Origin of the sequence: Streptomyces sp. NPDC006384, from assembly GCF_042870695.1 — a bacterium.
In the GTDB taxonomy this organism is placed as follows: Bacteria; Actinomycetota; Actinomycetes; order Streptomycetales; family Streptomycetaceae; genus Streptomyces.
In genome coordinates this window covers 341,251-358,472 of record NZ_JBIAHR010000005.1, presented here as the reverse complement: position 1 = coordinate 358,472, position 17,222 = coordinate 341,251, and the positions used below count along the sequence as shown (strand labels likewise).

16 protein-coding genes are annotated in these 17,222 nt (G+C 74.3%); 13 read left to right on the top strand and 3 right to left on the bottom strand.

Annotated features, from left to right (window positions below):
* Positions 1 to 135 precede the first annotated feature (135 nt).
* The gene (locus tag ACFYOJ_RS09240; protein WP_356557485.1) at positions 136 to 1,104 is read right to left on the bottom strand and encodes a helix-turn-helix transcriptional regulator; all 969 of its coding nucleotides are present in this window, start codon (positions 1,102 to 1,104) and stop codon (positions 136 to 138) included.
* Between the two features lie 270 nt (positions 1,105 to 1,374).
* Between ACFYOJ_RS09240 and ACFYOJ_RS09235 the strand changes: the two genes are divergently transcribed.
* The 5 genes from ACFYOJ_RS09235 to ACFYOJ_RS09215 all read left to right on the top strand — a co-directional run bounded on the left by ACFYOJ_RS09235 (position 1,375) and on the right by ACFYOJ_RS09215 (position 5,088).
* Positions 1,375 to 1,599, top strand: a complete 225-nt coding sequence (locus tag ACFYOJ_RS09235; RefSeq protein ID WP_356557486.1) for a hypothetical protein — start codon at positions 1,375 to 1,377, stop codon at positions 1,597 to 1,599.
* A gap of 82 nt (positions 1,600 to 1,681) precedes the next feature.
* Positions 1,682 to 2,011: a rhodanese-like domain-containing protein gene (locus ACFYOJ_RS09230; protein ID WP_356557545.1), complete on the top strand. Its 330-nt coding sequence runs from the start codon at positions 1,682 to 1,684 to the stop codon at positions 2,009 to 2,011.
* A 211-nt stretch (positions 2,012 to 2,222) separates the two neighbouring features.
* Positions 2,223 to 3,080 carry a DUF5819 family protein gene (locus ACFYOJ_RS09225; protein WP_356557487.1) on the top strand — a complete coding sequence of 286 codons (858 nt, stop codon included), beginning with the start codon at positions 2,223 to 2,225 and terminating at the stop codon, positions 3,078 to 3,080.
* The gene (locus ACFYOJ_RS09220) at positions 3,077 to 4,288 is read left to right on the top strand and encodes an HTTM domain-containing protein (protein ID WP_356557488.1); all 1,212 of its coding nucleotides are present in this window, start codon (positions 3,077 to 3,079) and stop codon (positions 4,286 to 4,288) included. Before ACFYOJ_RS09225 ends, ACFYOJ_RS09220 begins: the two co-directional genes overlap by 4 nt.
* Positions 4,285 to 5,088: a TrmH family RNA methyltransferase gene (locus ACFYOJ_RS09215; protein ID WP_356557489.1), complete on the top strand. Its 804-nt coding sequence runs from the start codon at positions 4,285 to 4,287 to the stop codon at positions 5,086 to 5,088. Before ACFYOJ_RS09220 ends, ACFYOJ_RS09215 begins: the two co-directional genes overlap by 4 nt.
* On the opposite strand, the gene paaN is transcribed toward ACFYOJ_RS09215, so the two are convergent.
* On the bottom strand, positions 5,085 to 6,776 hold the full coding sequence (gene paaN / locus ACFYOJ_RS09210) for a phenylacetic acid degradation protein PaaN (RefSeq protein ID WP_356557490.1): 1,692 nt from the start codon (positions 6,774 to 6,776) through the stop codon (positions 5,085 to 5,087). The two genes, ACFYOJ_RS09215 and paaN, sit on opposite strands and share 4 nt — an antisense overlap.
* 233 nt (positions 6,777 to 7,009) lie before the next feature.
* On the opposite strand from paaN, the gene ACFYOJ_RS09205 reads away from it, so the two are divergent.
* Entirely contained in the window at positions 7,010 to 8,572 is a 1,563-nt protein-coding gene (locus ACFYOJ_RS09205; RefSeq protein ID WP_356557491.1) for a 3-hydroxyacyl-CoA dehydrogenase, read from the top strand.
* Positions 8,569 to 9,171: a TetR/AcrR family transcriptional regulator gene (locus tag ACFYOJ_RS09200; RefSeq protein WP_356557492.1), complete on the top strand. Its 603-nt coding sequence runs from the start codon at positions 8,569 to 8,571 to the stop codon at positions 9,169 to 9,171. Before ACFYOJ_RS09205 ends, ACFYOJ_RS09200 begins: the two co-directional genes overlap by 4 nt.
* Positions 9,172 to 9,194: 23 nt before the next feature.
* On the opposite strand, the gene ACFYOJ_RS09195 is transcribed toward ACFYOJ_RS09200, so the two are convergent.
* On the bottom strand, positions 9,195 to 9,719 hold the full coding sequence (locus tag ACFYOJ_RS09195; RefSeq protein ID WP_356557493.1) for an Lrp/AsnC family transcriptional regulator: 525 nt from the start codon (positions 9,717 to 9,719) through the stop codon (positions 9,195 to 9,197).
* A 174-nt stretch (positions 9,720 to 9,893) separates the two neighbouring features.
* Here ACFYOJ_RS09195 and pdhA point away from each other — a divergent pair, with 174 nt between their 5' ends.
* The 6 genes from pdhA to ACFYOJ_RS09165 all read left to right on the top strand — a co-directional run bounded on the left by pdhA (position 9,894) and on the right by ACFYOJ_RS09165 (position 17,101).
* Positions 9,894 to 11,054, top strand: coding sequence for a pyruvate dehydrogenase (acetyl-transferring) E1 component subunit alpha (gene pdhA / locus ACFYOJ_RS09190; RefSeq protein WP_356557494.1), 1,161 nt, complete (start codon positions 9,894 to 9,896; stop codon positions 11,052 to 11,054).
* Positions 11,051 to 12,058 (top strand): alpha-ketoacid dehydrogenase subunit beta, encoded by a 1,008-nt coding sequence (locus ACFYOJ_RS09185; protein ID WP_356557495.1) that lies wholly within the window; start codon positions 11,051 to 11,053, stop codon positions 12,056 to 12,058. The genes pdhA and ACFYOJ_RS09185 overlap by 4 nt, the downstream gene beginning before the upstream one ends.
* Positions 12,055 to 13,467 (top strand): dihydrolipoamide acetyltransferase family protein, encoded by a 1,413-nt coding sequence (locus ACFYOJ_RS09180; RefSeq protein WP_356557496.1) that lies wholly within the window; start codon positions 12,055 to 12,057, stop codon positions 13,465 to 13,467. Before ACFYOJ_RS09185 ends, ACFYOJ_RS09180 begins: the two co-directional genes overlap by 4 nt.
* 78 nt (positions 13,468 to 13,545) lie before the next feature.
* Positions 13,546 to 14,595, top strand: coding sequence for an NTP transferase domain-containing protein (locus tag ACFYOJ_RS09175; protein ID WP_388596423.1), 1,050 nt, complete (start codon positions 13,546 to 13,548; stop codon positions 14,593 to 14,595).
* Positions 14,595 to 16,007, top strand: a complete 1,413-nt coding sequence (locus tag ACFYOJ_RS09170) for a molybdopterin molybdotransferase MoeA (RefSeq protein WP_356557497.1) — start codon at positions 14,595 to 14,597, stop codon at positions 16,005 to 16,007. Before ACFYOJ_RS09175 ends, ACFYOJ_RS09170 begins: the two co-directional genes overlap by 1 nt.
* Positions 16,004 to 17,101 (top strand): potassium channel family protein, encoded by a 1,098-nt coding sequence (locus ACFYOJ_RS09165; RefSeq protein WP_356557498.1) that lies wholly within the window; start codon positions 16,004 to 16,006, stop codon positions 17,099 to 17,101. The genes ACFYOJ_RS09170 and ACFYOJ_RS09165 overlap by 4 nt, the downstream gene beginning before the upstream one ends.
* The last annotated feature ends 121 nt before the right edge of the window (positions 17,102 to 17,222 follow it).

Here is a 17,222-nt window from a genome sequence, read left to right as displayed (position 1 = left end):
CGGTTCCAGCTTCGGGCCCCGACGAGGAACTGACGCACCAGCAGTAGAAGTCACACGACTACTAACGATCAACTACTGGCGCAGGACACTAGCGGGCCGTACCCGGCGGCGCTGTTCCGTCCGCTTCAGGACCGGTCAGAACCAGCCGCGTTCCCGGGCGAGCAGGGCGGCCTGGAAGCGGTTGGCGGCCTGCAGCCTGGTCATGAGGGACGCCACGTGCTTGCGGTAGGTGCGCACCGAGATGCCCAGGTCGCGGGCGCCGCTCTCGTCCTTGTCGGCGGTGCAGAGCGTCTTGAGGATCCTGCGCTCGATCTCGGTGGGCGGCTCGTCGTCCGGCGCGGGCAGTTCCTGCGCCATGGCCCACATGCGGTCGAACAGGGTGACCAGGGTGGCCACCAGGCCGGGTTCCCGGGTCAGCAGGGCGCCCTTGGCGGTGTGCGCCGGGTCGAGGGGTGTGAGCGCCGCGGACCTGTCACAGATGATCATGCGCTCCAGCGGTTGGTGCGAGATCCGTATCTCCGCGCCCTTGCCCGCCAGTTCGTGCAGGTACGACAGGGTGGCCCGGTCGTCCAGGGCCGGGGCGGCCATCAGGGTGCGCATCCGCACGCCGCGGCGCAGGACGCGCAGGTCGATGGGGCGTGAGAAGTCTGCCGACTCCTTGCTGATGATGCCCGTGGGGTTGGTGGTGAGGCTCTCGCTGCGGGCGAAGAAGGTCAGCTCGTCGATGACGGCGCGTACGGCCTCCATGCCCTCGATCCGCTGGATGACGGGCCCCTCCTCCGGCGGGCGCCGCGCCGGGGCGGTCGTGCGCTCCCGTTGGAGCGACTCGACCACGCCGCCCGCGCGGACGGCCTGTTCCAGCTCCTCCCGGAGGGCGTTGCACCGGTTGCCGACGAGGTGCTCGACCGCCCGCGCGGGGGCGACCGGGCGGAGAACGCCGGTGTGGCTGCGGGTGGCCAGGCCCAGTTCCACCAGGCGGTCCGCGGCCTCGGCGTCGACGGCGACCTGGTCATGGCCGTCACTCGCGCCCCGGCGCAGCAGCCGGCGGTAGAGAGCCTCCTCGTCCCGGGCGACGCCGAGGAACTCCAGACATGGTTGCGACACGGTTCCCCCCCATGTGTGCACGGCCTGCGTCGATCTTGCCTCCCGTACCTGGACCGGTGCCACCTGCGGGGACGTGCGCGGTGGTGCGCGCGGGGTGGCGGGTGCAGCTTGGTGTACCGGGGCGGTGCAGCAAGCTGCACGCGGATCCCCTCGTTCGCGGGCGCCCGGGGCAGCAGAGTTGCTTCTGCCGGAAGGAAGCACCGCAGGGGGGCGTACGGGGTCGTACGGGGGCTGCCCCCTTGGACCGGACCTCACCAGGGAGAGAACGCCGTGAGCGACAACAACCGCACCGACAACACCGCCAGCACCGACAACACCGCCAGCACCGACAGCACCGTCCTGAACGCCGCCCTCGTCGCGGTCCTCTGCGGTGCCGAAGTCGCCGTGATCACCAGCGGCATGGGGGACGGTGCCCGCTACGGGATCGGCGCGGTGCTCCTGGTCGCCCTGCTGGCGAGCGTCTTCCGGCTCGGCCGGGCCCGCCGTTCCCGCTGATCCCACGGCCGGCGGGTGCGGCGGGCCGGCCGGTCGTTCTGCCGTGTCGGGTAGCGTCGGGGACATGAGTTTCGGAGCTGGTGTGCCCACGGTCGAGGTCGCGGACCTCAAGGACGACGACTTCCTGCTGGACGTCCGCGAGGACGACGAGTGGCGGGCGGGCCACGCCGCCGGGGCGCTGCACATCCCCCTCAGCGAGTTCGTCGCCCGCTACGGCGAACTGACCGAGGCCGCGCCCGGGGACGGCCGGGTCCATGTGATCTGCCGCTCCGGCGGGCGCTCCGCCCAGGTCACCATGTACCTGGTCCAGCAGGGCGTCGACGCCGTGAACGTCGACGGCGGCATGCAGGTCTGGGCCGCGGCCGGGCGCCCGGTCGTGGACGAGAAGGGCGAGCCCGGACACGTTCTGTAGGTGTCCTGTGGTCCCGTTGCCGGGCGGACTCTGTCCGGGGCGGTCGGCTGTGACCCGGCGGCTGTGACCCGGGGGCTGTGTCGTCGGGCAGTCCTGAGTACCGTTCCCGTTCGAGTGTCGTGGAACAACCGCACCAGTGGTGTCGCGCGGCGCCTTCACGGCAGTGCGGGTGAGACGACGGACCGGGACGGGGAACGGGGCGGAATCGGAAGTGGACGCGCACGACACAGGTCCGGGCACCCGGCACGAGCCGGACGGACCGGGCGGGCCGAACGGTACGGACGGACCGAGCGGGCCGGGCGGCCCGGACAGGTCAGGCGGCCCGGACAGGTCGGGCGGCCCGGGCGGGTCGGGCGGCCCGGGCGGGTCCCGTACGGAGACCGCCGGGGCACGTCCCGGTACGGCCGAGACCCGCCCCGGGACCGTCGGGGTCGCCGCGCTCTCCCGGCGGTACCAGGTCTGCGCGCTCGTCGCGGTCGCCGTCGTGGCGGTCGGCGTGTGTCTCCACATCGGCCTGACGTTCCTGCACGTCGCCCCGGCGAACACGCTGTCCAGGAAGCACGGCTCCACGGTCGACGAGTGGATCTACCCGGAGTTCGAGCAGAACTGGAAGCTCTTCGCGCCCAACCCGCTCCAGCAGAACATCTCCGTCCAGGTCCGCGCCGAGATCGGCACGGCGGACGGCGGGATACGCACCACCGGCTGGTACGACCTGTCCGCCGAGGACGGCCGGGCCATCGACGGCAACCCGCTGCCGAGCCACACGCAGCAGAACGAACTGCGCCGCGCCTGGGACTTCTTCACCGCCACCCACGACTCCGACAACCGGCCGGTGGGTCTGCGGGGCGTCCTCTCCGAGAGCTATCTGCGCCGCATAGCGGTCCTGCGGCTGGACCGCAGCGGCGCCGCGGGGCCGGACGGCACCGTCGAACGCGTCCAGTACCGTTCCCGGACGACCGCGGTGCCGCCGCCCGCGTGGAGCGGTGAGAAGGTCTCGGACCGGGCGGTGTACCGGGAGCTGCCCTGGTGGCGGGTGCCCGCCGACGAGTCGGAAGGAGACCCGGCGTGAACCGCCTCGCCCCGTCGGTCCTGCGCGCCGTCGCCCGCGTCACCGGGTCCGCGCTCGGCCCGTACCAGACCGCCGTCGTCCGCATCGGCTTCAGCCTGACCTGGCTGCTCTTCCTGCTGCGCGAGTACCCCCACCGCCACGAGCTGTACGGCCCGGACGGGCCCTGGAGCCACGATCTCGCCGAGCAGCTGATCTCGGACAACGGCGCGTTCACCGTGCTGATGTGGTCCGACGGCACGGTCTGGTTCGAGACCGTCTACGCGCTGTCCGTGCTGAGCAGCCTGCTGTTGCTGCTGGGCTGGCGGACGCGGACCATGTCGGTGCTCTTCATGGTCGGCGTGCTCTCGCTGCAGAACCGCAGCGTCTTCATGGGGGACGGCGGCGACAACGTCCTGCACCTGATGAGCATCTACCTGGTCCTCACCCGCTGCGGCCAGGTGTGGTCGCTGGACGCCCGCCGGGAACGTCTCGCGCGGGGGGCACGCGCGCGCAGGGAGCGGGTCGTGGACCGGACGGGGCCCGTTCTGTGGGCGGTGCTCGGTCTCGTACTGGTCGTGGTGACGGCGGCGGGCCGGCTCGACGGTGACCGGCTCGTCCCGGTGCTGCTGTGGGCGGTGTGGGCGGCGCAGGGCCTGTGGTGGCTCGCGGGACGCCGGGGCGGTGAGCCGCGCGGCCTGCTGGACGTCGTCACGTGCGCCGTGCACAACGGCGCCCTGCTGGTGATCATGGCGGAGGCCTGCCTGATCTACGCCACCGCCGGCTGGTACAAGATCCAGGGATCGCGCTGGCAGGACGGCACGGCGGTCCACTACCCGCTGCACCTGGACTACTTCTCGCCCTGGCCCGCCCTGTCCGACGCACTGTCGTCCAGCGGCACGATGGTCATGCTCATCACGTACGGCACGGTCGCCGTGCAGGTCGCCTTCCCGTTCACGCTGTTCAACCGGCGGGTCAAGAACGTCCTGCTGGCCGCCATGGTCACCGAGCACGCGGTGATCGCCGTGGTGCTGGGGCTGCCGTTCTTCTCGCTGGCGATGATCGCCGCCGACGCGGTCTTCCTGCCCACCTCGTTCCTGCGCCGCCTCGGCGGGTGGGCGGCGCGGGGGCGGGACCGTCTGGTGCGGCGCGGTGACGGGTCCGCGAAGGTGCCGGTGCCCCGGCCGGCCCCCGAGGAGGCCGCGCGGGCGCACGTAGGCTTCGGGGCATGACCGACCCCGCCCCCGTCCCCGACTCCGATCCCGTCCCCGGATCCCGCGCCGACGCCCTCGCCGTCTGGCGCGGGCACGCCGGCTCGTGCGTGCTGCTCGACGGCTTCCACGCCCTCAAGCACGCGCTGCGGTTCGGCGCCGAGGTGCCGGTGGCCGTCACCGCCGACCGCGCGGGCGCGCTCGCCCTCGCCGACGAGCTGGCCCCGGACGTCCGGGAGGCGCTGGGCGGGCTGCTGACCGAGGTGCCGCACGCGACGTACACGTCCCTGGTGCCGCGTCCGCATCCCACCGCGGTCGCCGCGCTGGCCGTACGGCCCCCGCGCGAGGACGGGCTGCGGACGCTGGCGCGCACGCCCCGCACCAGCCCCGTCGTCGTCCTCGACCAGCCGCGCAACCTCGGCAACGCGGGCGCGGTGATCCGGCTGGCCGCCGGTTTCGGGGCGACCGGCGTGGTCACCACGGGCCCGCTCGACCCCTGGCACCCCACGGTGGTGCGCGGCGGGGCGGGGCTGCACTTCGCGACCACCGTGGAACGGCTGGACGTGGCGGCGCTCCCGCCGGGGCCGGTGTTCGCGCTGGACCCGGAGGGCGAGGACATCCGCGGGCTGGAGCTGCCCGACGACGCGCTGCTCGCCTTCGGCTCCGAGCGCAGCGGGCTGTCGCGGGAGCTGCGCGCGCGGGCCGACCACCTGGTGGCGCTGCCGATGCGCCCCCAGGTCTCCAGCTACAACCTCGCGACCAGCGTGGCCATGACGCTGTACCACTGGAGCGCCGGCGGGGGCGGGAACCAGGCCTCCTAGGCCGGCCGGCGCACCTCCACCACCCGGAAGCGGTTGGCGACGAACGCCGCGTCGCACAGGGCCGCGTTGGCGGCCGGGTTGCCGCCCGAGCCGTGGAGGTCGGAGAAGGCCGCCGTCTGGTTGACGTACACCCCGCCGGTGAGGTTGAGGGAGAGCTGGGCCGCCTCCTCCAGGCAGACCTCCTGGACGGCCCGCTCGACCTCGGGGTCGGTCGTGTAGGCGCCGACGGTCATCGCGCCCTTCTCCCGGACGCTGCGGCGCAGCAGCTCCAGCGCGTGCGTGGCGGAGTCGACGGCGACGGCGAAGGAGACGGGGCCGAAGCACTCGCTCGTCCAGGCGGCCTCGTCGTCGGGCTTGGCGCCGTCCAGCTTGACGATCACCGGGGTGCGCACGACCGCGTCCGGGAACTCCGGGTTGGTCACCTCGCGGGAGGCGAGGGCGACCTCGCCGAGGCCGGCGGCGGCCTCCAGGCGGGCCTTGACGTCCGGGTTGACGATGGCGCCGAGCAGGGCGTTCGCGCGGGCGTCGTCGCCGAGGAGGCCGTCGACGGCGCGGGCCAGGTCGGCGGTCACCTCGTCGTAGGTCTTCTCGCCCTGGTCGGTGCGGATGCCGTCGCGGGGGATCAGCAGGTTCTGCGGGGTGGTGCACATCTGGCCGCTGTAGAGGGACAGGGAGAAGGCCAGGTTGGCGAGCATGCCCCGGTAGTCGTCGGTGGACTCGACGATCACCGTGTTGACGCCGGCCTTCTCGGTGAACACCTGTGCCTGGCGGGCGTTGGCCTCCAGCCAGTCGCCGAAGGAGGTCGAGCCGGTGTAGTCGATGATCCGGATCTCGGGGCGGGTGGCGAGGGTCTTGGCGATGCCCTCGCCGGGGCGCTCGGCGGCCAGCGCGACCAGGTTCGGGTCGAAGCCGGCCTCGGCGAGGACGTCGCGGGCCACCTGGACGGTGAGCGCGAGCGGCAGCACCGCGCGGGGGTGGGGCTTGACCAGGACCGCGTTGCCGGTGGCGAGGGAGGCGAACAGGCCCGGGTAGCCGTTCCACGTCGGGAAGGTGTTGCAGCCGATGACCAGTCCGATGCCGCGCGGGACCGGCGTGAACGTCTTGGTCAGCTCCAGCGGGTCGCGCTTGCCCTGCGGCTTGGTCCACTCCGCCGTGCCGGGGGTGCGGGTCTGCTCCGCGTAGGCGTACGCCACCGCCTCCAGGCCGCGGTCCTGGGCGTGCGGGCCGCCCGCCTGGAAGGCCATCATGAAGGCCTGCCCGGAGGTGTGCATGACCGCCTGCGCGAATTCCGTCGTCCGGTCGGCGATCCGCCCGAGGATCTCCAGGCAGACCATCGCCCGCAGCTCCGCGCCCGCGTCCCGCCAGGCCCGCTGCCCGGCCTTCATGGCGGGCAGCAGCACGTCGAGGTCCGCGTGCGGGTACTCCACGCCCAGCGCGATCCCGTACGGGGAGATCTCGCCGCCGACCCAGCCGTCGGTGCCGGGCTGGCCGAGGTCGAGGCGGGTGCCGAGCAGCGCGTCGAAGGCGGCCTTGCCCGCGGCCGTGTCCAGGCTGCCGTTCTCGCCGTAGGCCTTGGGGTGCTCGGGGTGGGGGGACCAGTAGGCGCGGGTGCGGATCGTCTCCAGCGCCCGGTCCAGGGTCGGCCGGTGCCGGTCGATCAGCTGGTGCGCGGTGAGTGCGGCGGCCATGGGGACCAACTCCTCGTCTCACGGGCTCTCCGTCGAGCCGTGACCTGGGGGAACCCGGGAGAACCTGGGCGGAATCCGGGCGGAAGCAGTCGGGAGGCGGGGCGCTCGGCGCCTCGTCCGAGGACGGGCGGCGGGCGCCGGACGGGTGGACACGGCTAGAGTAACCGAACGATCGGTCGGGACAAGGGGGACCGCCGCATCTGTGGAAAACCCCGTGCGGGAGGATCGCGCACATGACAGCACTGGACCTCAGCAGCCCCGTGGCCGTCGTCGGCACCGGCACCATGGGTCAGGGCATCGCCCAGGTGGCGCTGGTCGCGGGCCACCCCGTGCGGCTGTACGACGCCGCTCCCGGACGGGCCCGGGAGGCGGCCGACGCGATCGGCGCCCGGCTCGACCGGCTCGTCGAGAAGGAACGCCTCACCGGTGCCGAGCGGGACGCGGCCCGCGCCCGTCTCTCTGCGGCCGACGCCCTCGCCGGACTCGCCGGCTGTGCTCTGGTCGTGGAGGCGGTCGTGGAGCGGCTGGACGTCAAGCAGGAACTGTTCCGCGCGCTGGAGGACGTCGTCGGCGACGACTGTCTGCTCGCCACCAACACCTCCTCCCTGTCCGTCACCGCCATCGGCGGCGCCCTGCGCGTCCCCGGCCGCTTCGTCGGACTGCACTTCTTCAACCCCGCGCCGCTGCTGCCGCTGGTGGAGGTCGTCTCCGGGGCCGCCACCGACGCCGCCTCGGCCACGCGCGCGCACGAGACGGCCCGCGCCTGGGGCAAGACGCCGGTGGCCTGCGCGGACACCCCGGGCTTCCTCGTCAACCGCATCGCCCGGCCCTTCTACGCCGAGGCCTTCGCGGTGTACGAGGACCGGGGCGCGGACCCGGCCACCATCGACGCCGTGCTGCGCGAGTCGGGCGGCTTCCGGATGGGCGCCTTCGAGCTGACCGACCTCATCGGGCAGGACGTCAACGAGTCCGTCACGCACTCCGTGTGGCGGTCCTTCTTCCAGGACGTGCGCTTCACCCCGTCGCTCGCCCAGCGCCGCCTGGTCGAGTCCGGCCGCCTCGGCCGCAAGAGCGGTCAGGGCTGGTACGACTACCGCGACGGCGCCGAGCGGCCCGAGCCGCACACCGCCGGGCCGGCCGAGCCGCCCGCACACGTCGTCGTGGAAGGGGACCTGGGGCCGACCGCGGAGCTGGTCGCGATGATCGGCGAGGCGGGCGTCGAGGTCCGCCGGGAGGACGGGAAGGCCGGGAAGGCCGGGAAGGCCGAGGAGGCGGGGGCGGCCGGGGGCGACGGCGCGCGGATCGTCCTGCCCGGCGGCGGCCGGCTCGTGCTCGCCGACGGGCGGATCTCGGCGGGGTCCGGGGACGTCGTCCGCTTCGACCTCGCGCTGGACTACCGCACGGCCACCCGCATCGCCCTGTCCCACTCCCCGGACGCCGCCCCGCGCACCGTCGCCGAGGCCACCGGCCTGTTCCAGGCGCTGGGCAAGAAGGTCAGCGTCATCGGCGACGTCCCGGGCATGATCGTCGCCCGTACCGTGGCACGGATCATCGACCTGGCCGTCGAGGCGGTCGCCGCGGGCGTGGCCACCGGGGAGGACGTCGACACCGCGATGCGGCTCGGCGTCAACTACCCGCTGGGGCCACTGGAGTGGAGCCGTCGCCTCGGCGGTGACTGGGCCCGCTCGGTCCTCGGCAACCTGCACGCGTGCGTGCCCACGGGCCGGTACGCGCCCTCCCTGGCGCTCCACCGGCACGCGCACGCCTCCGGCGGGAAGGAGGGCGGTTCCTCATGACCACCGCCAGGCGCGACACGTACACGCCCGAGACGCTGCTCTCCGTCGCCGTGCAGGTCTTCATCGAGCGCGGCTACGACGGCACCTCCATGGAGCACCTGTCCAGGGCGGCCGGGATCTCCAAGTCGTCGATCTACCACCACGTCGCCGGCAAGGAGGAGCTCCTGCGCCGGGCCGTGAGCCGGGCCCTGGACGAGCTGTTCGGCATCCTCGACGAGGAGCACGCGCGCGTGGGGCCCGCCGTCGAGCGGCTGGAGTACGTCGTACGGCGCATGGTCGAGGTGCTCATGGCCGAACTGCCGTACGTGACGCTGCTGCTGCGGGTGCGGGGCAACACCGGCACCGAGCGGTGGGCGCTGGAGCGGCGGCGCGAGTTCGACCACCGGGTCGCCGGCCTGCTGAAGGCGGCCGCCGCCGAGGGGGACGTGCGCGCGGACGTGGAGGGACGGCTCGCGACGCGGCTGGTCTTCGGCATGATCAACTCGATCGTCGAGTGGTACCGCCCCGACGGGCCCGACGGCCGGGGCGGCGCGGGCGAGCGCGACGTGGTGGAAGCCGTGGTGCGGCTGGTGTTCGGGGGGCTGCGCGGGACGTCCTGAGGCCCCGTCGCGCACTTCGGCGGTCAGCCCTGCGGCTCCAGGTCCTCCGTCTCGAACACCAGCAGCGTGCGCGTGCTGAGCACCTCCGGGATGGCCTGGAGACGGGTGAGCACCAGCTCCCGCAGGGCCCGGTTGTCGGGCGTGTGCACCAGGAGCAGGACGTCGAAGTCACCGCCCACCAGGGCGATGTGGGACGCCCCGGGAAGCTGCCGCAGCTGTGCGCGGACCGTGCGCCAGGAGTTCTGGACGATCTTCAGCGTGATGTACGCCGAGGTGCCGTGTCCGGCGCGTTCGTGGTCGACGCGGGCGCCGAAACCGCGGATGACGCCGTCCTCGACGAGCCGGTTGATGCGCGCGTAGGCGTTCGCGCGCGAGACGTGCACCCGCTCGGCGACCGACCGTATCGAGGCGCGGCCGTCCGCCTGCAGCATGCGCAGGATGTCCTGGTCGATCGCGTCCAGCGGGCGCGGGGGCGGGAGCGGCGGGGCGTCGGCACCGTCCGGAGCACCGCCCTCCGCCGGGCGCTCGGCCATTTGTTCAGATGCCATGTCCCCCCGCCTTCCCGCCACGGACGTACTGCGCCCATCCCAGGCTGTGGAGAACCGTTTGTCCACAGCCTGGGGCCGCCTGTAGCCAAAATGCCCCGGCGACCGAACAATCGGTAGGTGAGGCCCGTCACACTCGTGACGGGTCCCGAGCCGCTCCCACGAGGAGGTGCCGTCATGACGGTCATGGAGCAGCGGGGCGCTTACCGGCCCACGCCGCCGCCCGCCTGGCAGCCCCGCACCGACCCCGCGCCGCTGCTGCCCGACGCGGAGCCGTACCGCGTGCTCGGCACGGAGGCGGCCGGGAAGCCGGACCCCGGACTGCTGCGCACGCTGTACGCCCGCCTGGTGAGCGGCCGGCGCTACAACGCGCAGGCCACGGCGCTGACCAAGCAGGGCCGGCTCGCCGTCTACCCCTCCAGCACCGGCCAGGAGGCCTGCGAGATCGCCGCCGCGCTGGCCCTCGAGGAGCGCGACTGGCTCTTCCCCAGCTACCGCGACACGCTGGCCGTCGTGGCCCGCGGCGTCGACCCGGTCGAGGCGCTCACCCTGCTGCGCGGCGACTGGCACTCCGGCTACGACCCCCACGAGCACCGGGTCGCCCCCCTGTCCACGCCGCTCGCCACCCAGCTGCCGCACGCCGTCGGCCTCGCCCACGCCGCCCGACTCAAGGGCGACGACGTGGTCGCGCTCGCCATGGTCGGCGACGGGGGCACCAGCGAGGGCGACTTCCACGAGGCGCTGAACTTCGCCGCAGTCTGGCAGGCGCCGGTCGTCTTCCTCGTGCAGAACAACGGCTTCGCGATCTCCGTGCCGCTCGCCAAGCAGACCGCCGCCCCGTCGCTGGCCCACAAGGCCGTCGGCTACGGGATGCCCGGCCGCCTGGTCGACGGCAACGACGCCGCCGCCGTCCACGAGGTCCTGTCCGACGCCGTGCGCCGCGCACGCGGGGGTGGCGGTCCCACGCTGGTGGAGGCGGTGACGTACCGCGTCGACGCGCACACCAACGCCGACGACGCCTCCCGCTACCGGGACGACGCCGAGGTCGAGGCGTGGCGCCGGCACGACCCGGTCGAGCTGCTGGAGAGGGAGCTGACCGGGCGCGGCCTGCTCGACGAGGAGGGCGTGCGGGCCGCCCGCCAGGACGCCGAGGCCATGGCCGCCGACCTGCGCGCCCGCATGAACCAGGACCCGCGCCTCGACCCGATGGACCTGTTCGCGCACGTCTACGCCGAGCCCACCCCGCAACTGCGCGAGCAGCGGGACCTGCTGCGCGCGGAGCTGGAGGCAGAAGCAGAAGCAGAGGCCGGGACCGGGCCGGAAGGGGACCGCCGATGACCACCGTCGCCGTCAGGCCGGCCACCATGGCGCAGGCCCTCACGCGCGCGCTGCGCGACGCCATGGCCGCCGACCCGGCCGTGCACGTCATGGGCGAGGACGTGGGCGCCCTCGGCGGTGTCTTCCGGATCACCGACGGCCTCGCCGCGGAGTTCGGCGAGGACCGCTGCACGGACACGCCGCTGGCGGAGGCCGGCATCCTCGGCACCGCCGTCGGCATGGCGATGTACGGGCTGCGCCCGGTCGTGGAGATGCAGTTCGACGCCTTCGCCTACCCGGCGTTCGAGCAGGTCGTCAGCCATGTCTCCAGGATGCGCAACCGCACCCGCGGGAAGATGCCCCTGCCGCTGACCATCCGCGTCCCCTACGGCGGCGGCATCGGCGGCGTCGAGCACCACAGCGACTCGTCCGAGGCGTACTACATGGCGACTCCGGGGCTCCATGTCGTCACGCCCGCGACCGTCGCCGACGCCTACGGGCTGCTGCGCGCCGCCATCGCCTCCGACGACCCGGTCGTCTTCCTGGAGCCCAAGCGGCTCTACTGGTCGAAGGACGCCTGGAACCCCGAGGAGCCGGTGCCCGTCGAGCCGGTGGGCCGCGCGGTGGTGCGGCGTCCGGGCCGGAGCGCCACGCTGATCACGTACGGGCCGTCGCTGGCCGTCTGCCTGGAGGCCGCCGAGGCGGGCCGGGCCGAGGGCTGGGACCTGGAAGTGGTCGATCTGCGCTCCCTGGTGCCGTTCGACGACGAGACGGTGTGCGCCTCGGTACGGCGCACGGGACGCGCGGTCGTGGTCCACGAGTCGGGTTCCTTCGGGGGGCCGGGCGGGGAGATCGCGGCCCGGGTCACGGAGCGCTGCTTCCACCACCTGGAGGCGCCGGTGCTGCGCGTGGCCGGGTTCGACGTGCCGTACCCGCCGCCGATGCTGGAGCGTCACCACCTGCCCGGCGTGGACCGGGTCCTGGACGCCGTGGGGCGCCTGCAGTGGGAGGCAGAGAGCCGATGACACAGGTGCTGGAGTTCAGGCTCCCCGACCTCGGTGAGGGGCTCACGGAGGCGGAGATCGTGCGCTGGCTGGTCGAGGTCGGCGACGTCGTCGCCGTGGACCAGCCGGTCGTCGAGGTCGAGACCGCCAAGGCGATGGTCGAGGTGCCCTGCCCCTACGGCGGTGTGGTCACCGCCCGCTTCGGCGAGGAGGGCACCGAACTGCCCGTCGGCGCACCGCTGGTGACGGTGGCGGTGGGTGAGGGCGCCGATGCCGCCGCTGCCGGCGGAACCGCCGGCGACACCGCGTCCGCCGGGGGCCGGCCGGCCCGGGGCCCGGACGGTGACGGGGGGGAACGGGGCTCGGGCAACGTCCTGGTCGGTTACGGGACGTCCGAGGCGCCCGCGCGGCGGCGCAGGGTACGGCCGCGGCGCCCGGCGGCCACGGCGTCGGCGGCCCCGGAACCGGCGACGGCACCGGCACCGGAGACCGGGGAGACGAACGGCACGGTGCGCGCCGCCGGGCCGGTCCCCGCCGCCGGGCCCGGGGACGGGCCGGTCCCCGTCATCTCCCCGCTGGTGCGCAGGCTGGCCCGGCAGCACGGCCTGGACCTGCGCGAGCTGACCGGTTCCGGCCCCGACGGGCTGATCCTGCGGGCGGACGTGGAGTACGCGCTGCGTGCCGCCGAGGCGCGGGCGCCCGAGGCACCGGCACCCGCGCACACGGGCGGGACACCACCGAGCGAGGTCCGCACCCCCCTCAAGGGCGTACGCGGCGCCGTCGCGGACAAGCTCACCCGCAGTCACCGTGAGATCCCCGACGCGACCTGCTGGGTGGACGCGGACGCGACGGAGCTGATGCGGGCGCGTACCGCGATGAACGCGGCCGGTGGTCCGAAGATCTCCCTCGTCGCCCTGCTGGCCCGGATCTGCACGGCCGCGCTGGCCCGCTTCCCCGAGCTGAACTCCACCGTCGACACGGAGACGAGGGAGGTCGTCCGGTACGGCCACGTCCACCTCGGCTTCGCCGCCCAGACGGACCGGGGCCTGGTCGTACCGGTCGTCCGGGACGCGCACGCGCGCGACGCCGAGTCCCTCACCGCCGAGTTCGCCCGGCTGACCGAGGCGGCCCGCGCCGGACGGCTGACCCCCGGCGAGCTGACCGGCGGCACCTTCACGCTGAACAACTACGGCGTGTTCGGCGTCGACGGCTCCACGCCGATCATCAACCACCCCGAGGCCGCCATGCTCGGCGTGGGCCGTATCGTCCCCAGACCCTGGGTGCACGAGGGCGAGCTGGCGGTACGACAGGTCGTCCAGCTGTCGCTCACCTTCGACCACCGGGTGTGCGACGGCGGCACGGCGGGCGGTTTCCTGCGGTACGTGGCGGACTGCGTGGAGCAGCCGGCGGTGCTGCTGCGCTCCCTGTGACGCGAGTGCCCCGCGTGTCCGGCGACCGCGGGGCTCCCCCGCGTTCCCTGTGATCGCGCGGACACGCATACTCGGGGAGTGACCGCGCACCGACCCCCCGGCGGCCGCGGCGCAGGCACCGGTCCCGCGCCGCGAACGGCCGCCACCCCGCAAGCCGCCACCGCGCGCGCCGCCGTGGACGACACCGCCGTGGACGACACCGCCGTGTACGACGCCGTCGTGCTCGCAGGCGGGGCGGCCCGCAGGCTCGGCGGCGCGGACAAACCCGGCCTGCGCGTGGGCGGGCGCACCCTGCTCGACCGGGTGCTCGCCGCCTGCGCCGGGGCCCGCACCACCGTCGTCGTCGCCGATCCCCGGCCCACCGCACGGCCGGTGACCTGGGCCCGCGAGGAGCCGCCCGGCGGCGGGCCGCTCGCCGCGCTCGCCGCCGGACTGCGGCACACCACGGCGGAGTACGTCGTCGCCGTCTCGGCCGACCTGCCCTTTCTCACCGGCCCGGCCGTCGGGCGACTGCCGGCGGCCCTCGCCGCGGGCGACGCCGACGGGGTGCTGCTCACCGACGCCGACGGCCGGGACCAGCCCCTCGTCGCCGCGTACCGCGCGGCCGCGCTGCGCCGCGGACTGGCCGCGCTCACCGGCGACGGACCGGGCCTCGCCGGGCTGCCGCTGCGCCGCCTGACCGCCGGACTGCGCCTCGTCCGGCTCCCCGGTGCCGCCGCCTCCTTCGACTGCGACACCTGGGACGATGTCGCCTTCGCCAGAGCACGGATCAGGGAGCATGGGCACGTGTTGGATGAATGGATCTCCGCAGCCAAGGACGAGCTGGGCATCGACCTGGACGTCGACACCCACGTCCTGCTCGACCTCGCCCGGGACGCCGCCCACGGGGTGGCCAGGCCCGCGGCCCCGCTGACCACGTTCCTCGTCGGTTACGCGGCCGCGCGGGCCGGGGGCGGAACCGAGGCCGTCGCCGAGGCAGCCCGCAAGGCCGCCGTCCTCGCCCGGCGCTGGGCCCAGGAGACCGCGGAGGCCGGTCCCGCACCCGCCGCGGGCACCGGTCCCGCACCCGCGGCGGGCACACCGGACGTGGCCCCCGACGCCACCCCCGACACCCGCCCGGGAGCCTGATGACCTCCCCCGGCACACGGACCGACGAGGACGCGGAAGACCTCGGCGTCGAGGAGGCGCTCGCCCTCGTGAACGAGCGCCCCCGTCCCGGTTCCGGCGAGAGCACCTCCGACGGCCGTCGCCCGCACGGCACCCGCCCCGGCCACCGGACCACCCCGGCCACATCGACGGACGCCCCCGCCCACGCCCACGCGACCCCGTGGCCCGAGGCCCGGTCGGCCGCCGCACAGGCCGGCCGTACCGGCGCCCGCGAGGCAGGCCGGGCCCCGGTCCCCGTACCCCTCGACGCCGCGCTCGGCCTCACCCTGGCCGTCCCCCTCACCGCCCTCACCGACCTGCCCTCCTTCGACAGCTCCGCGATGGACGGCTGGGCGGTCTCCGGCCCGGGCCCCTGGACCGTGCACGACGAGGGCGTCCTCGCCGGTCACGCCGACCCCGCGCCCCTCGCCGACGGCGAGGCCGTGCGCATCGCCACCGGCGCCCGCGTCCCCCCGTACACCTCCGCGGTCCTGCGCACCGAACACGGCCGCACCGAACCCGGCCGCACCGGCGGCAGGGAACGGCTGCGGGCGACGCGGGGAGTCGTCCACGGCCAGGACATCCGGCCGCGCGGCCAGGAGTGCCGCAGCGGCGACCAGCTGCTGCCGGCCGGCACCCTGGTGACCCCGGCCGTCCTCGGCCTGGCGGCGGCCGCCGGGTACGACACCCTGACCGCCGTTCCCCGTCCCCGCGTCGACGTCCTGGTCCTCGGTGACGAACTGCTCGTCGAGGGCCTGCCGCGCGACGGCCTCGTCCGGGACGCGCTCGGTCCCATGCTGCCGCCCTGGCTGCGGTCCATGGGCGCCGAGGTCACCGCGGTCCGCCGGATCGGAGACGACGCCGACGCCCTGCACCGGGCGGTGACAACCTCCGGAGCCGACCTGATCATCACGACCGGCGGCACCGCCGCGGGCCCCGTCGACCACGTCCACCCCACGCTGCACCGCATCGGCGCCGAACTCCTGGTGGACGGCGTGCAGGTGCGCCCCGGCCATCCCATGCTGCTGGCCCGCGTCGCGGAGGGCCGGTACCTCGTCGGCCTGCCCGGCAACCCCCTCGCCGCCGTCTCCGGTCTGCTGACGCTCGCCGAGCCGCTGCTGCGCGCCCTCGCTGCCCGCCCGGCCCCGGAGCCGTACACGCTGCCGCTGCGGGACGCAGTGCAGGGGCACCCGTACGACACCCGGCTCGTCCCCGTCGCCCTGCGCGGCGACGCCGCGGTACCGCTGCGCTACCACGGCCCGGCCATGCTGCGCGGCATCGCGGCGGCCGACGCCCTCGCCGTCGTCCCCCCGGGCGGAGTGCGGCCGGGGCAGGAGGCCGAGCTGCTCGGCCTGCCCTGGACCACCGCTGGAATCGGAGTGTGTTTCACGTGAAACTTCCCGGCCAGGACGCGATCGCCCGCCAGGCGGACGAGCACCTCGTGACCCACCGGGTGAAGCTCCCGCGGAAGATGGTGGAGCACCCCATCCGTCAGGTCGGCAAGCGGCTCTCGCTCGCCCTGGTGGTGCTGGTGGTGACCGCGGTGATCGTCTACGCCGACCACGACGGCTACACCGACAACTCGGACAAGTCGCTCGATCTCCTCGACGCCTTCTACTACGCCACCGTCACCCTCTCCACCACCGGGTACGGCGACATCACGCCCGTCAGCGACAGTGCCCGGCTGACCAACATCTTCGTCATCACGCCCCTGCGCGTGCTGTTCCTGATCATCCTGGTCGGCACCACGCTGGAAGCCCTCACCGAGCGCACTCGGGAGGAGTGGCGCCTGAACCGCTGGAGGTCCACCTTGCGCGATCACACCGTCGTCGTCGGCTTCGGTACGAAGGGGCGCTCGGCGATCTCGACCGTCTGCGCCACGGGCCTGCGGAAGGAGCAGGTCGTCGTGGTGGACCCCAGCGGCAAGGCCATCGACGCCGCGACGGCCCACGGTTTCGCCGGTGTGGTCGGCGACGCCACGCGCAGCGACGTGCTGAACCGGGCCGAGGTCTACCGCGCGAAGCAGATCATCATCGCCACCCAGCGCGACGACACCGCGGTCCTGGTGACGCTGACGGCCCGCCAGCTCAACCGGAACGCGAAGATCGTGGTCGCGGTCCGGGAGGAGGAGAACGCCCCGCTGCTGAAGCAGTCCGGCGCGGACGCCGTGATCACCAGCGCCAGCGCCGCGGGCCGCCTGCTCGGGCTGTCCGTTCTCAGCCCGGCCGCCGGCATGGTCATGGAGGACCTGATCAGCCAGGGCAGCGGCCTCGACCTCGTCGAACGCCCCGTCATAAAGTCGGAGGTGGGCAAGAGTCCGCGGGAGACGGACGACCTGGTGGTGAGCGTCCTGCGCGGACACCGGGTGCTCGGTTACGACGACCCGGCCGTCGGCGGACTGGAGCTGACGGACCGCCTGATCACGATCGTCCGGGCGACGCCGGGCAGCCAGGTGGCCCCCGACGCCCGCCCCCTGCCCCGCGACTGACGACGGACCCCGTGCGGCAGTCACGCCCGCTCCGTACGCCGGAGCGGGCGTGACTGCTCCGTGCGCCGGGCCGGCTGACCGCTCCGTTCGCCGGGCCGGCTCCGTGCGCCGGGCCGGCTGA